This window comes from Psychrobacter sp. TB67 (assembly GCF_000511065.1).
Classification (GTDB): Bacteria; Pseudomonadota; Gammaproteobacteria; order Pseudomonadales; family Moraxellaceae; genus Psychrobacter; species Psychrobacter okhotskensis.
In genome coordinates, this window is sequence record NZ_AYYA01000077.1 from 21,284 (window position 1) to 36,294 (window position 15,011).

11 protein-coding genes and 1 pseudogene are annotated in these 15,011 nt (G+C 45.6%); 3 read left to right on the forward strand and 9 right to left on the reverse strand.

Going from position 1 to position 15,011, the window contains the following annotated elements; translation table 11 throughout:
- Positions 1-38: 38 nt before the first annotated feature.
- The 6 genes from purH to mrcB all read right to left on the reverse strand — a co-directional run bounded on the left by purH (position 39) and on the right by mrcB (position 8,164).
- Positions 39-1,619 (reverse strand): bifunctional phosphoribosylaminoimidazolecarboxamide formyltransferase/IMP cyclohydrolase, encoded by a 1,581-nt coding sequence (gene purH, locus W293_RS0113990; protein WP_025653026.1) that lies wholly within the window; start codon positions 1,617-1,619, stop codon positions 39-41.
- A gap of 152 nt (positions 1,620-1,771) precedes the next feature.
- Positions 1,772-2,017, reverse strand: coding sequence for a helix-turn-helix domain-containing protein (locus tag W293_RS16550; RefSeq protein WP_037026284.1), 246 nt, complete (start codon positions 2,015-2,017; stop codon positions 1,772-1,774).
- A 325-nt stretch (positions 2,018-2,342) separates the two neighbouring features.
- Positions 2,343-3,539: a DUF3426 domain-containing protein gene (locus W293_RS0114000; RefSeq protein ID WP_025653028.1), complete on the reverse strand. Its 1,197-nt coding sequence runs from the start codon at positions 3,537-3,539 to the stop codon at positions 2,343-2,345.
- Between the two features lie 196 nt (positions 3,540-3,735).
- Positions 3,736-4,662: a 50S ribosomal protein L11 methyltransferase gene (gene prmA, locus W293_RS0114005; protein WP_025653029.1), complete on the reverse strand. Its 927-nt coding sequence runs from the start codon at positions 4,660-4,662 to the stop codon at positions 3,736-3,738.
- A 124-nt stretch (positions 4,663-4,786) separates the two neighbouring features.
- Positions 4,787-5,653, reverse strand: coding sequence for a tetratricopeptide repeat protein (locus W293_RS0114010; RefSeq protein WP_025653030.1), 867 nt, complete (start codon positions 5,651-5,653; stop codon positions 4,787-4,789).
- Between the two features lie 33 nt (positions 5,654-5,686).
- Positions 5,687-8,164, reverse strand: a complete 2,478-nt coding sequence (gene mrcB, locus W293_RS0114015; protein WP_025653031.1) for a penicillin-binding protein 1B — start codon at positions 8,162-8,164, stop codon at positions 5,687-5,689.
- A gap of 404 nt (positions 8,165-8,568) precedes the next feature.
- Here mrcB and W293_RS0114020 point away from each other — a divergent pair, with 404 nt between their 5' ends.
- Entirely contained in the window at positions 8,569-11,403 is a 2,835-nt protein-coding gene (locus W293_RS0114020) for a heavy metal translocating P-type ATPase (protein WP_025653032.1), read from the forward strand.
- 118 nt (positions 11,404-11,521) lie between these two features.
- Here W293_RS0114020 and W293_RS0114025 read toward each other — a convergent pair whose 3' ends face one another.
- Positions 11,522-12,244: a Bax inhibitor-1/YccA family membrane protein gene (locus W293_RS0114025; protein WP_025653033.1), complete on the reverse strand. Its 723-nt coding sequence runs from the start codon at positions 12,242-12,244 to the stop codon at positions 11,522-11,524.
- A 297-nt stretch (positions 12,245-12,541) separates the two neighbouring features.
- Here W293_RS0114025 and W293_RS0114030 point away from each other — a divergent pair, with 297 nt between their 5' ends.
- Both W293_RS0114030 and W293_RS0114035 read left to right on the forward strand, forming a co-directional pair.
- Positions 12,542-13,546, forward strand: a complete 1,005-nt coding sequence (locus W293_RS0114030; protein WP_173238908.1) for an NAD(+) kinase — start codon at positions 12,542-12,544, stop codon at positions 13,544-13,546.
- 38 nt (positions 13,547-13,584) lie between these two features.
- On the forward strand, positions 13,585-13,896 hold the full coding sequence (locus W293_RS0114035) for a YeaC family protein (protein WP_025653035.1): 312 nt from the start codon (positions 13,585-13,587) through the stop codon (positions 13,894-13,896).
- 106 nt (positions 13,897-14,002) lie between these two features.
- Here W293_RS0114035 and W293_RS0114040 read toward each other — a convergent pair whose 3' ends face one another.
- Together W293_RS0114040 and csrA are read right to left on the reverse strand one after the other, a co-directional pair.
- Positions 14,003-14,377: a HopJ type III effector protein gene (locus W293_RS0114040; RefSeq protein WP_037026278.1), complete on the reverse strand. Its 375-nt coding sequence runs from the start codon at positions 14,375-14,377 to the stop codon at positions 14,003-14,005.
- A gap of 168 nt (positions 14,378-14,545) precedes the next feature.
- Positions 14,546-14,713 (reverse strand): annotated as a pseudogene (gene csrA / locus W293_RS0114045) (carbon storage regulator CsrA); the annotation flags it as partial.
- Positions 14,714-15,011: the final 298 nt, after the last annotated feature.

The window sequence follows — 15,011 nt, forward strand, 5'->3', positions numbered from 1 at the left end:
TAAAAAATTTGTCTGAACAGCATTATCTTGACAGCAGATTAATGACGGAAATGACGCATACCAGTGAATACCATGGCGATACCATGCTCATTAGCCGCAGCAATCGTTTCGTTATCACGCATAGAACCACCCGGCTGGATGATCGCCGAGATGCCGACTTCAGCAGCGTTATCAATGCCATCACGGAACGGGAAGAAGGCATCTGAAGCCATAACAGCGCCTTCTGTCGCCAAGCCAGCATGTTCAGCTTTGATAGCAGCGATACGTGCTGAGTTGACGCGGCTCATTTGACCGGCGCCAACACCAATAGTGCGCTGACCTTTGGCATAAACGATGGCGTTAGATTTGACGTATTTTGCGACGTTCCAGCTGAACAGTAAATCAGCAATCTGCGCTTCCGTTGGTTGCACATCCGTGACGATTTTTAGGTCATTGGCAGTAATCAAACCCAGATCCTGCTCTTGTACGAGCAGCCCGCCGTTAACGCGCTTATAGTCGAGCTGGCTTTCGCGCTGCTCAGGGGTTGGTAGCTCGCCGCATACCAAGACGCGCACATTTTTCTTAGCAGCAGTCGCCTCAAGCACCCCATCTTCGATACTAGGGGCAATAATCACTTCTACAAATTGATTGTCGATAATTGCTTTTGCTGCCGCAACGGTCAATGGGCGGTTAAAGGCAATAATACCACCAAAAGAAGACTCAGGATCGGTGCTAAAAGCGGTGTTATAAGCAGCGACTTGGTCGGTATCGACCGCGACACCGCAAGGGTTGGCATGCTTAACGATGACGCAAGCAGGGGCGCTGAACGCTTTTACGCACTCAAGTGCTGCATCAGTATCAGCGATGTTGTTATAAGACAGTGCCTTACCTTGTAATTGCTTCGCCGTGGCAATAGAGGCTTGCTGGCTTTTTAGTGGATTATTTTCTGTATAAAATGCCGCGTTTTGATGTGGGTTTTCACCGTAACGTAGATCTTGTGCTTTTTCTAGCTGCACATTAAAGGTACGTGAAAAATTCTCTGGCTCTTGAGTCTCATTGATTCGACTACCTAAGAAGTTGGCAATCATACCGTCGTATTGTGCAGTATGTTCAAAGGCTTTCACCGCTAAGTCGTAGCGTAGGGACGTGGTCAGTTTAGTGCCATCACCCAAGGCTTCAAGTACGCGCGTATAATCAGCAGGATCGGTTACGATACCAACGTGGGCGTGATTTTTCGCCGCAGAACGTACCATCGTAGGACCACCGATATCGATGTTTTCGATGGCATCGTTCATGGTGACATCCGCACGAGCAATCGTCTCGGCAAATGGATAAAGATTTACCACGACCAAATCAATACGCTCAATTTGATGATCGCTCATAACCGTATTGTCAGTGCCACGGCGTCCTAAGATGCCACCATGAATTTTAGGGTGTAGCGTCTTTACACGACCGTCCATCATTTCAGGAAAACCGGTATAATCTGACACTTCGGTCACCGCAACATTATGCTCTGTCAGCAGTCGATAAGTACCGCCAGTAGATAACAAAGCAAAGCCTGCTTTAATAAGGCCTTGAGCAAATTCGACGATATTGGATTTATCGGAGACCGACAGTAGGGCAAGTGGGGCTGTACTCATAAGAAATTTCCATAAAAAAAGCCTGACGTAAACGTCTGGCAAGGTGATAATGACAATCGCTGCCGACAGTATCACAGTGGATAAGGTCATAAACGATAAATTGCCATACATAATGAGGGTTAATGACGATCGGTAAGCTCATCTGGCCGAGGTTACATTAAGTTATAGGTTTTAAGTTTTTTGCGTAACGTACCACGATTGAGACCCAAGATTTGCGCGCATTTGGTCTGATTGCCGCGCGTTTGCTCAAGGACGACAGACAATAGCGGCTCTTCGATTTGTTTTAAGATAAGCTCATACAAATCGGTGGGTATCTCATCGCCTAACATCGCAAAATACTGACGCACCACTCGCTCTACGTTCACACGCAAAGGTTCAGGAGTATGCCCATTGTTCATAAGGCTATCTAGAGAAGGCTCTAAATCACGGATAGAATGCTGATAATCGTCTTTATTATAATCGGCAAGATGCTCAGAGCTTTGGGCAAAACGATTGGCATTATGCTGTGCATGAGTTGCCATAAGATAATGTCCTTGAGATTAAAAAGAGTCAAACCATAGGGGTTTAGACGGGTATTATAACAAATTAATATCGGTTAGCATTGACAGATTGGACGTTATCTCAGTAGCAATGCTATTCAATGAAGACTGTTCAATTCCAAAGCATTTCGTTACTGCTATTTATTAAGGTCTCGCTTATTACTTCTATTTATTAAGGTCTGCTTCAATAAATAGGATTAATACGGACTTCACGGATTTGAGCATTGGCAACCGGTATCGTAAATAGCAGTTGTCTGCGACTGGCAGCCGCTATTTGGTTTTGGGTACTCAATAGATAATCATCTGGTGCTGCAATAAACTCTCCGAGTAGGGCATCTGTCCCGTAAACACTGACCTTAACATTAGGGTAAAGCTGGGCTTGTGGGCTTTGGTTGTTTAACGTTGCACTTACCTCACTAAAAGTCCCCGTTTTTTTAATTTGGCTAGGCTTGTGATTGAGCTCAGTGATCGTCAAGGCAGATAAGTCAGCGCTAGGAAGGCTGCAAGCCGCGATTGTGCAGATTGTCTGTAGGCGTTCTGCATGAGCGGGATTTTTTACCAAGGTTTCTAAATTAAAAATAACATACTGGGCAAAAAGTAGCAGCGCCAGTACCAAACAGCCTAGCGTCCACAGTAGAGAGGCAATTGAATGCCGCGCTGGTGTCGGCGCGAATTTCGCTTGCGCTTGCATTTTTTTGACCCGCTCTTCATGTGTTCGGTCTTCGTCTCTAAAGGGTACACCCATGCTAAGCAATAGCTGCGATAAATCCGTATCCTCTTGGATGCTATTGTCATTTTTATTTTGCTCTTTGAGCAGATCTTCGAGCCAAGCGTTGTCAGTCGTATCATCAATATTGGCATGGATGTTATTGGCCGCCGCTGAACTAAGTGCAACCTGAGCAGGTGAGGTAGACTGCGTTGCTGCCGACGCTGATTGCGCTGCTGACTTGGGCGTTTTATCAAGCTTATTACTGGCTATAGAATTAGTATGACTACTGTCGGTTGCATGGGTCAGCCAAGCGTCCATATTTTCTAACGAGTCATATTCCAAACTGCTTTCATCTGCTTCGTCGATATCCATGTCATCATAAATTAAACCATCATGAATTAAGCTGTCAGAAGATAAGACGGCTGAAGATTGCTTATTAGAAAGTTGTTTATGAATAGGCGGTTTGACATTACTTGTGTTATTTGGGTCGGTGGTGGTGCTATCTGCCATTTTTGGTGGCGTATCGGTGGTGACGATAAGGTGCTTATTGACCAAAAAACTCTGCTGACACTGATCACAGCAAACGGCGGTGTTTACTTTATTTAACTGGGTTTGTTGTAATTTAAAGCAAGCTTGGCAATGAGGGCACTGAGTTTTTATTGGCGTGGTCATAGGGTCGAATCCAAAAAAGTATGGTTATCAATACCGCGTAGCCACTCACCAATAGCTGCCTCTACTACTCAGGCTTCTACTTAGATACTCATCGTTAAATGCTTGATACATTTATGAGTGATAGACAAGGACAGAGTGGCGTCAAATACATAACATTTGACTGCCCCTCTATCGTAACAGATGTAATTAAATGTTGCTAGCCTGTAAATGTACCAGATAAACGCTGCCAATGTTGGTCCTCTTGCGCCGTAAAGGCGTGCTTCGGATCGAGCGCAAAATAAGGCTGATACGCAGCAGTCACTTCTTCAGTTTGTGACTCGATTAAGCCGGCTAACACGATACGACTTTTTGGTGCCATTAAGGTAACAAAATAAGGTGCTAAGCCAATCAGTGGCTTGGCTAAAATATTGGCGACCATCACTTCTACAGGTTTAACGTCGTGTTGTTTCCAATAATCAGTAAAGTCTTCGGGTAAAAATGCTTGCAAGCGATCATCGACATGATTGCGTACAGCATTTTGATTGGTCGCCAGCACAGCTTGTGGATCGATATCAACGGCATAGACGTGACGTGCCCCTAACAATAATGCCGCAATACCTAAAATTCCTGAGCCACAACCATAATCAATCACCACTTTATCACTCAGATCTTGCTCTGTTAGCCAGTCGAGGCACAGGCGCGTGGTGGCATGATAACCAGTACCAAAGGCTAAGCCGGGGTCCATAATGATATTGGTCGCCTCAGGATTGGGCGGCGTTATCCAGTTAGGCACAATCCATAAGTTATTGGCGCATTCTATAGGATGATAATTGCTCATCCATTCACGTTCCCAATCTTTATCATCCACAGCACTTAGCCAAATACGACTGGCGTGTACCTGTGCGCCAATTTCGTGACTTAACTGTTCAACCGCATGACGGCTACCAGTGTCTGTGCTGGCATCGAACAATCCTGTCAGGATCACTTCATCCCATAAGGGTGACTCACCAGGCAATGGCTCAAACAAGGGTTGATCCCCTGCGTCATCTAAAGCGATTGATAGTGCACCTGCTTCTAGTAACAGCGCCTCAGCCAGATCGACGTTTGCTTTTTCACACTGTAAGTGCAGTTGTTGCCATGCCATAACGATAACCTTAATCTAAAATAAAAATGAGTGTTTTGGATAAATGATGCGTATGCACAATATAAAAAGTGAGTAGATAGCAAGTTATAGACTTAGTATTTACTCACTTCGGTATGTCTTGATACTAACGCAGTGCTTGCTTTGCTTCATTGATGACGCGTGAGTTACCCTGCGCTTGCCCTGATTGCAAAATAATTTGCCAGAGCGCGCGTCTGCGATTGGCATCTTGCGAGACGCTAAGACCACGGCGAGCCATGGCTTCTGCCTTGCGCGGTTGGTTCTTTTTGAGAGCGACTTGTGCCAGATAAAAATACACCGCTGAGGATTTGGGCGCGAGGCGCTGGGCGCGGGTAAAGCTGCTCTCAGCATTGGTCAGCTTGCCTGATTTTAACTGACCAATCCCTGTTTGCATAAGATTGCGAAATGCTGGCAGGTCACTGTTGTTAGTAGCCGCTTGTTGACTGCGTTGTTGCGAGTTTTGGCGCGCGCGCTCTAATAGGTCATTGTGCGACGGTATTGAAGGTTCAGAAATTATATAGTCATCACGGGACGGCGTAATGATTACGGCATCGGGCTGTGAAAACACAGGACTGGATGGGGAGTTAGGCGCTGTGTACACTGGAGTTTGTTGCGTTAATGGGTTTGTCGCTGAAGATGGGCCAGACGGCGCATCAGACTGGATAGGGTAGTCATTTTTTTCATCATTATCGTCGCCTTCTCCATAGCCCCTGTGATCAATAATCGGCGCTTGAGTCGCAGGTTTTACGTTGGTAACCGATGAAGGCGCTGCTGTCTCTTGACGTTGTGTTGCTGGCATCGTTTGAGCAGGTGTTGTTCTCGTCGCAGTAATGGGCGCCGTTTGACAGGCACTCAAGCTCATTATGCCAACGAGCGCACCAGCAGCAAGGACCGTATTCGCTAGGGTATTCTTTTTAGCCGTGCTAATAATGTCCTGCTTAACGGATACGCTTTGCTGTATAGATGACACCATGTTAAGCCCCTTTTTAAGTTTTTAAAAACAATGTTAGAACCATTCAACCGCACGGTCGTACCAAGTATCGGCACCGCCCTGCGCATCATTATCATCTTGGCTCTCGGTCTCAACCGCTTCGCCATTTGGAATGTCTAAGCCTTCGCGGCGGCGTTGCTGATTGATAGCGCCTTGCTCACTCTGTTCTTGAGCGCGATCTTGTTGATACAATCCGATGGCACAACTACTGGCTTCTTCGGGCAAATGTGCTGACATTACTGGCAAATAGCGCGCATCAGTACAGCGCTCATTTGATAGCTTACCAGAATTGTTTTCAAGCCATAACCACTCAATACCTTCCGGCTCAGGTAGTGATACTGGCGTCAATTTTAAGCGACTCATATAGTCGACCCAAACTGGTAATGCACCTGTGCCACCACTCAGACCGATTGGCTTATTATCATCACGACCGACCCAAACCACGCTGACATAGTTACCACTATAACCAGCAAACCAAGCGTCGCGATAGTCATTTGTGGTCCCTGTTTTACCAGCGAGATTCAGGTTGCTACCAAGCGACTGTGCTCGTTTAGCCGTTCCGCTGGCGACCACTTGCTGTAGCGCGTAATTGGTCAAAAAGTTGGTCTCAGGCGGGATACTACGCTGTGTATTGAGTCCAGTGCGCTGCAAGATACGACCGCGATCATCAATGACGCTACGAATACTATGAATGGGCGTGCGAAAGCCACCAGTAGCAAACACTTGATAGACGCCAAGCATATCCATTGGGCTAAGATTGACCGATCCTAATAATGCAGAAGGATAAGGCGATATTTTCTCTTTAATACCCATACGCTGTAGCTGCTTGGCAAAAGTATCGATCCCAAATTCCATGCCTAAGCGTACCGCTGCTTGGTTATAAGACTGAGACAGTGCAGTGGTAAAGGGGACATAACCATGATCACGCTTGTCATAGTTTTGTGGATTCCACTTCGTACCGTCATTTAGGTTGACGGTAACTGGTGAATCATCGACCGAACTTGCCAAATTATAGCGACCGCTTTCGAGCGCTGTCATATAAATGATCGGTTTTAATAAAGAGCCCACTTGACGCTTGGCATCGACGGCGCGGTTAAAGCCCGTAAATTCACTGCCGCTACCGACCACAGAGACCAGCTCACCAGTCTCTGGATTGGCACTGACCAAGGCACCTTGTAAATCTTTGGTTTTGCTGCTGCTACGACGGAGCTCGCCCAGTTTTTTATCGACTGCTTTATCGGCGGCTAATTGGGCAATAGGGTCGAGCGTACTAATAATCGTCAGACCTTCATTTTTTAAGTCATCAGAATAATAGACGGTATTCAATTCACGCTTGACGATATCGAGAAAGTCAGGAAATTGGCTTTTGCCTTCGACAGGCTTGTCAGCGATACCCAGTGATCTCTCTATGGCTTTATCATAGTCTGCTTGACTGAGCGTGCCCATCGCTAGCATGTTGCTAAGAACGACATTACGACGTGCTTTTGAATCGTTTGGATGGCGACGTGGATTATAGACACTCGGGCCTTTTGCCATACCAACGAGCAAGGCTTGCTGGTCTAAGCGCAGCTCGTTCAGCGGTTGATTAAAATAGAACTGCGCTGCCAAACCAAAGCCATTAATAGAGCGGTTGCCGTTTTGTCCTAGGTAAATCTCGTTCAGATACGTTTGTAGAATTTCATCTTTACTATAATGGAGCTCAAGTAACACAGCCATTAGGGCTTCATTGGCTTTGCGTTTTAGGGTGCGATCTGAATTCAGATAAAAGTTTTTAATCAGCTGCTGGGTGATGGTCGAACCACCTTGTCTAGAGCCGCCAGAGAAATTATTAATGACTGCACGGGCGATACCGCGTATCGATACGCCTTTATGCTCATAAAAGCCGCGATCTTCCGTGGCTATTAATGCATCAATCAATGGCTGTGGCACCTCATCTAAAGAGACGACCATACGATCTTCATTGCTGTCTGGGTAAATACCGCCAATACTAACCGGCTCAAGGCGAATAATGCCGCTCTTAGCCGGTAAAGTGCTTTGAATCGACTCAATCTTATTACCAGCAATCGTCATTTTGATGACTTGCTCAGTGTCTATATCGTTGGAGCTATAAGTAAAACCGCGCGTATGGATATAATAGGTATTGCCAGACTTACGATAGGTACCGGTGCGATCATAGGCTTTGTTGCTTTGATAATTAAGCAGCTCGAGCCATGTCTTAATCGTGCTGTTATCGACGCTGGCACCTTGGTAAAGCTCAAGTGGCTGCGAGTATACCTTGGCAGGAATATCCCAGCGCTTACCTTCGAACTTGTGGGTAATGGTGCGATCAAGCTTGATCAAATACAGCGCCAATAGCACCATGCCAGCGATAATGACAATTAATAAAATACTACTAAAGACCAAGCCGCGCTGCTGTGAGGGTAGCGTGCTGATAGCAGACGTAGATGACGAAGGAAGCTTGGAGATTGGTCGCTTAGAATTAGATTTTTGCACGGATGATGCACCATTTAGGGATAAAAAACTGCCTCATAATGACGCAAATTGACAAATTTTTCAATCTATCATCATCAACTCAGGCATTCAGTGGGATGACTCTGTGAGGGGTTATGCTGTTCACAGCACCGGCTTATAGTATAATCGATCTATTGACAGCGATGTTTATACGAAAACACAGCGCGCTTTTAATTTGCTTTATCAGTGCCATATAAGATAACAATTTACGATTATTCTAACGATGTTTTTTGTATGAATTAGCGGTTGATTCTCTATCTGTGCTAGCCGTGTCGAGCTTATTTAAAATAGCTGTTTTAAATAACATTAGGCATATTTGATGATAGCAAGTTTTCTCAAAGTGAATTGGGTTCGAGCAAACCTGTCTAAAGGAAGTAAGCGCGATTATGTCTAGTGCCCCCTCACCAATACCAACCTCCAGCCATTATTATGAAGACAACTCTATCACCGAAGGGTTGGTACTGCCCCTTGCTGGTCATTGCTTCCACTGTGGCGATCCAGTACCGCAGCCGCCGTTTTATGCCGATATATTGGGTAAATCCCGTGAGATGTGCTGCATGGGTTGTCAGTTGGCCTCGCAAAGTATCGTCGAGGCAGGGCTTGAGCAATATTATCTTGATCGTTCGGAAATCAACCGTACGGCAAGTTTGCCTACCCAACTGACGCGCCTCGAAGCCTATGATCATGATGAGATAAAATCACAGTTCGTCTACGCTCAAGATGGTCTGTCGGTGGCAGAATTGTCCGTTAACAACTTGCGCTGTGCTGCCTGTACGTGGCTTATCGAATCGCGTCTTTATGAGATTGATGGTATCAATAAGTGTCAGGTCAATTTGACCAATCAGCGTATGCGCGTCATTTGGGACGAGAGTAAGCTGCCTATCAGCCGTATTCTAGCTATTATCAATGAAATAGGCTACGAAGCTAAGCCTTACCGTCAAGATACCCATGAGGCAATGCTGGCTAAGCACAATAACAAGATGCTGCTACGCCTAGGAATCGCTGCACTTGGTGCGATGCAAGCAATGATGTATGCGGTCGCGCTATATTTTGGTGAATATAGCGGGATGTTGATATTACAGCGCGATTTTTTGCGTTGGGTGTCGTTATTCGTCAGTATTCCCGTGTTCTTTTATGCGGGCATACCGTTCTTTACGTCTGCATGGTCGGCAGTTCGCGCGCGCCAAGTCAATATGGATGTACCGGTCAGTATCGCCTTGATTGTTACATTTTTCGCCAGTTTGTACGCCACCATTACTGGAAACGGTCAGACCTATTATGATTCGGTCAGCATGTTTATTTTCTTCTTATTGGCAGGGCGTTATATCGAGTATAATGCTCGTCTAAAAGCGGCGACGATGGCCAATGACTTAGTAGTGGTAGAGCCAGTTTTAGTACAAAAAATTGCTGAAAACAAAGGAGACGCTGCGCTCATTTTGCAGCAGTTACAACAAAATGCCTTTGATAAAGTAGATACGAGTGCTATTAATCAGGCAGTTCATGAGACAGGTGCTGATAGTGCAATAAGTGCCGCAGTCAGCGCTCCAACGAAGTATACACCCAATTTTATGCAGAGTATGGATGCCAATGTTCATCAAATAACCAATCGTATAGCTCAAGACTGGCAACAAACCAGCCGTCAACCAGACCTATTAAAGCCAGATTTGTTAAAGCCAGTGTATGGTGCAGAACAAAAACAGATGGTGACCGCTCAAAGCTTGCAAGTGGGTGACATCATCATGGTTGAGGCTGGCTCTGAGATTATCAGCGATGGTATTTTGCTTAGTCCAACTGCGACCGTCTCCCAAAGTCTGCTGACGGGTGAGGGTGATTTAATCATCAAGTCTCAAGGCGACTATATCGTCGGCGGCGCACAAAACGACAGTCAGCCGTTTGAGATGCTGGTCACGGCACTGCCAGAAGACAGTCAGATTGGATTAATTGATCGGCTGATGAACCGTGCCATGAGTGAAAAGCCCAAACTGGCACAGCAAGCGGACAAGCTGGCTCGTTGGTTTGTGGCGCGGATTTTAGTATTGTCAGCATTGGTATTTATCGGCTGGTATTTTGTCGATCCAAGCCAAGCTATTTGGGCAACGGTTGCAGTCTTAGTGGCGACTTGTCCTTGCGCGCTGTCACTAGCCACACCGATTGCTTTGACTGTCTCTACCAATCGATTGGCCAGCTATGGCTTTTTGACCACGCGTGGTCATACGCTGCAAACCTTAGCAGAGATTACGCATGTGGCTTTTGATAAAACAGGGACATTGACTTATGGCAAGCCAAACTTACTGAACATTGAGCTAATAAAATCGTTCAGCCAAGATGAAAACGATGACTCAAGCGCGTTGCCTTTGCAAAAAGACCGTTTCTTAGCCATTGCTGCGGCCTTAGAAGTAGGCAGTCGTCACCCGATTGCTCATGCGCTACTGACCGCCGCTTATCAATTACATCTGCCGCCCACTCAAGCCTTGCTGCATTATCCAGCAGGCGGGGTAGAAGCCATGATTGATGGCGTTCTATATCGTATTGGTCATGTAGACTTTGCTTTGGATAAAGGTGCTACTGGTGCAAAGGCAGACAATGATTTAACGATCGATTTACTGAGCCAGCGTGCCAGCTCAGCGGTTGTGTTGTCTTGTCAAACAAGCTCCTCAACCACATGGCAAGCGCTGGCGTGCTTTTACTTTAGCGATAAAGTACGTGATAATGCCCGCTCAATGCTGGATACGCTCAAAGGCTTAGGTATTGAGTCTGTGATGCTGACGGGCGACCCCAGTCCGCAGGCGCTGGTCATGGCGGAGACTTTGGGCATGCAGGCGGCATATAATGGTCTGTCACCAACAGATAAGGTCAATCATATCCAGCAGCTGCAAGCACAAGGGTCAGTTGTGCTGATGGTTGGTGACGGTATTAATGATGCGCCCGTGTTGGCAGCAGCAGATGTGTCGACTTCGATTGCTGGCGCGGCAGATTTGGCGCAGGTGTCAAGCGATAGCATCATCCTTAATGGACAGATTGAAGCCATCACGGCCGCCAAGCGTATCGCGGATAAAACGGAACGCATTATCAAACAAAACTTCCGCTGGGCACTGGCTTATAACAGTATCGTATTATTACCTGCCGCGTTTGGTTATGTCCCACCTTGGCTTGCCGCCATTGGAATGTCGCTTAGCTCATTATTTGTGGTATTAAATGCGCTGCGTCTAAAACGTGCTTAGTTTCTTATACGTGGTATTTATCTGCATATAATACCTACTTTGGTTCAAATATAAAAAAACCGCCTTTAGCAAAAGACGGTTTTTATTTTAGGTATCATTATTATTAGCCAGTTATAGATTAGTCTTGTAGGTAGCTAAGCAGACGCATAAATTCGATATACATCCATACTAGCGTCGCAAGAATACCGATACTAAATAACCATTCGTAGTCTTCAGAAACACCAGCTGCTACGCCGCGATCAATGTTATCAAAATCAAGTAATAGCGTAAAAGAAGCGATAACAATCACAAATAAACTGAAGCCAATAGCGATAACGCCACCTTCAAATAAGAAAGGTAAGCTCGAACCGAACGCTAAAGAAAGAACCCACTGGGCGACATAAACGAGCATGATGGCTATAAGCGCTGAGGTGACGATAGAGCGGAATTTCTGCGTCACCTTAACGAGACCAGAGCGATATAGCCCTAGCATAACGGCTGCTGTCACAAAGGTCGCACACATTGCAGTCACTGGCACGCTTGGATACATTCTCATAAAAAACAGCGAGATGCCGCCTAAGAAAATACCTTCTAAGAGCGCATAAGGGACCGCGAAAGTTTTGGCTTTTTGTGGCTTAAAAGTGATAAAGATCGCGAGACCAAAAGCGGCAAACATACTACCAAAGGCCGCCATGGTAATAAAACCTTGCGATAGACCTGCCATCAGCGCATAAAAGAAAAAGCCGACACCAGTGATAGCAGATAAACCAAGCAACAAGCTGGTCTTTTGGATGACACCTTTGACGGTCATCGGCTGACCGCCGATCGCAAGCTCTGCGCGACTGACAATAGGATTGGCCATACATATGTCCTTAATTAAAAATGATATAAATTACTGCTACTTTAGCAAAAGCTTGGTTATTGTCAACTGTGTTTGCGTGACGGCTGTCAAGGATTGACGCAGCCATCATCTGACTTATTATTTGGACTAGCTAGGGATGCTCAGTAGCGCGGTAAGCAGGCCATAAATGGGCGTGCAATGGTTGTTATATGGGGTTGATTACGACAGTTAACAACGATAATTGATAAAACATGCTAGTTTAAGCGCTCATTTATCGCTATCATTGCCCTGTATTTTACCGTTATTCCGAGTCGTTTTATGGAAAACTCCGCGCAGTCCGAAAGATTGCCACACTTACATGCATCAGAGCTGTTCCACGCCATCAAAAATCCAGCGTTTCGGCGTATTGGATTAATGGGGCGCGCAGGCAAGCGCAGCGTCACCCAAAGTCTGGTGCAGATTGCCCAAACGATCAATGAGATGAATCTCACCCTGATAATGGACATGCAAACTGCCCATCTACCAACCTTGGATCTTACTGAGATCGAAAAAGTCAAAATCGTTAAGCGTAGCTTGATAGGTGAGATTTGTGATTTGGTTATCGTCGTCGGTGGTGATGGCTCTATATTGCATGCTGCTGAAGCACTGGCTCGTTATCGCGTGCCAGTCTTGGGTGTCAACCGTGGTCGCCTTGGTTTTTTAGCTGATGTCAAACCTGATGAAGCTGCTTTTAAATTGCGTCAAGTATTGATGGGCGATTATCAGTTGGATCATCGGTTTCTCTTGACGATGGAAATACGAGAAGGGCGAAATATTATCCATGAAGATATGGCGCTCAATGATATCGTGTTGCATGCTGGTAAGTCAGTACATATGATTGATTTTCAGATGAAAATTGATGGTCACGATGTCTATAGACAGCACAGCGATGGCTTGATTGTGGCGACGCCTACTGGTTCCACAGCCTATGCACTATCTGGTGGTGGCCCTATTATCCATCCGAGTATGGATGCAATATGTCTGGTGCCCATGCATCCGCATACCTTGTCCAGTCGTCCGATTGTAGTCAGTGGCAATAGCGAAGTTTGTATTCGCATCCATGAGGACAATCGCACGCAGCCGATGGTTAGTGCAGATGGCAAGCCCAGCATACCGCTCGACCAAGAGCAGCGGCTTTATATTCGTAAGCACCCTGATAAGCTAACGCTGCTACATCCTCCAGGATTTGATTTTTATGAGGCTTGCCGTACCAAACTACACTGGAACGTCCATGCCGAAGAATTCAGTCTTGATATCGATGATGATATTATGGATGATGAATAAAAGCAGTTGTCGTATAAAAAATAGTCGTGGAGAGTGAGATGGATAAGCAAACAATATTAGCAACGCTAACACCAGACGTGGTCGATAAATTCCGTATGGCCATTGAGCTTGGCAAATGGCCAGATGGCCGTAAATTAACCCCTGAGCAGCGCGACACTTGTATGCAAGCGGTAATGGTTTGGGAGCATGAGCATCTACCTGCGGCCGAGCGTACCGGTTATATTCATAAACCTGTAAAGGACGATGGCTCAATCGTCGGTGCTGAATGTGATGTCGAGCACGAACATCATTATCCCAATATGCCCAATCCTAAGGGCGCTATCCAGCCAGTTAAGTTTCGTGATAAATAAGCTTTGTGATAAATAAGCAAGAGTATCGCTAATCACAGCAGTAGTCGCTCAATAAAAAAGCCACGCTATATTATATAGCGTGGCTTTTTTTTGTGCTTAAAAATGATTAAAGCGCAGTCGTATCAACACTTGGACGGACCGTCAATGGATTCTTTTGCATCAAAAACCCTTGCCAACCCCAATGCAAAAAATTGCGGATATTGGCATGATCAGTGCCTTTAGGCGTCTCTAGCACTTTGGTATAATGCTCACCAAATAGTTTTAGCGTGTCTAATTGATTGAGACCATGGTGTTTGGCAAAACCAAAAATTTTCGCACTGCCTTCGTTTTCGCCAGCGGCATTGTGCTGCATGCCATTAACGAAAGGGGCGGGCGCATAACGATAAAAATCATCAATAAAACTGATGACATCATTGAATCCAATGGCTTTTTTATTCAAACCATTAAGTAGAGCCGATACATCTGATTGGCGAATACTCATAAATAAATGACCTCAGAGCAGATTAAAAAGCAAAGTACGGTGCTTGGTGTGTGCTCAATGATTATTAGTGGTTAGGTGTTAAGACTCAGCTTAGCGATTAAAATAGTCTTCATCATCAAAGGAAGGCGCAAAACTGCCTTGCTCAAGATGCTGCATTTGTGATTGTACCGAACGCTCATGCTGTATGCGTTGGTAAATCTCTTCGCGGTGTACGGCAATGTCTTTTGGCGCATTAACACCGATACGCACTTGATTGCCTTTAACGCCTAGGACAGTCACACTGACCTCGTCACCAATCATTAACGTTTCGCCCACGCGGCGTGTCAAAATTAACATGCGTCACACTCCTTATGTCGCATCAACAGATTATTACTCATCAGATTACTTCTCAATTACAGGACATTACCGCCGCACTAAACACACCTTGTATTTAGCTTACAAGCTACTATGTCTAACGTTAGGCGAATAGCGGTAATGATAGGTAGATTCATTTAGCCCAAATGAAAGCCCCATTATAGGGGGCATAACAGATACTGTCACGGGTTTTCACAAAACTATTAGGTATATACCAATCAGAACAATAATAAAAATAAAAATAGGATCTAAAAAGACCCTATTTGGATAAACACATTAT

Bases quoted from the DNA above. Each gene is read 5' to 3' on its own strand.
- W293_RS0114030 (WP_173238908.1), top strand. From the start codon at position 12,542: ATGGAAAACTCCGCGCAGTCCGAAAGATTGCCACACTTACATGCATCA.
- W293_RS0114010 (WP_025653030.1), bottom strand. From the start codon at position 5,653: ATGGTGTCATCTATACAGCAAAGCGTATCCGTTAAGCAGGACATTATT.
- W293_RS0114025 (WP_025653033.1), bottom strand. From the start codon at position 12,244: ATGGCCAATCCTATTGTCAGTCGCGCAGAGCTTGCGATCGGCGGTCAG.
- W293_RS0114035 (WP_025653035.1), top strand. From the start codon at position 13,585: ATGGATAAGCAAACAATATTAGCAACGCTAACACCAGACGTGGTCGAT.
- purH (WP_025653026.1), bottom strand. From the start codon at position 1,619: ATGAGTACAGCCCCACTTGCCCTACTGTCGGTCTCCGATAAATCCAAT.
- prmA (WP_025653029.1), bottom strand. From the start codon at position 4,662: ATGGCATGGCAACAACTGCACTTACAGTGTGAAAAAGCAAACGTCGAT.
- W293_RS0114000 (WP_025653028.1), bottom strand. From the start codon at position 3,539: ATGACCACGCCAATAAAAACTCAGTGCCCTCATTGCCAAGCTTGCTTT.
- W293_RS16550 (WP_037026284.1), bottom strand. From the start codon at position 2,017: ATGAACAATGGGCATACTCCTGAACCTTTGCGTGTGAACGTAGAGCGA.
- W293_RS0114040 (WP_037026278.1), bottom strand. From the start codon at position 14,377: ATGAGTATTCGCCAATCAGATGTATCGGCTCTACTTAATGGTTTGAAT.
- W293_RS0114020 (WP_025653032.1), top strand. From the start codon at position 8,569: ATGTCTAGTGCCCCCTCACCAATACCAACCTCCAGCCATTATTATGAA.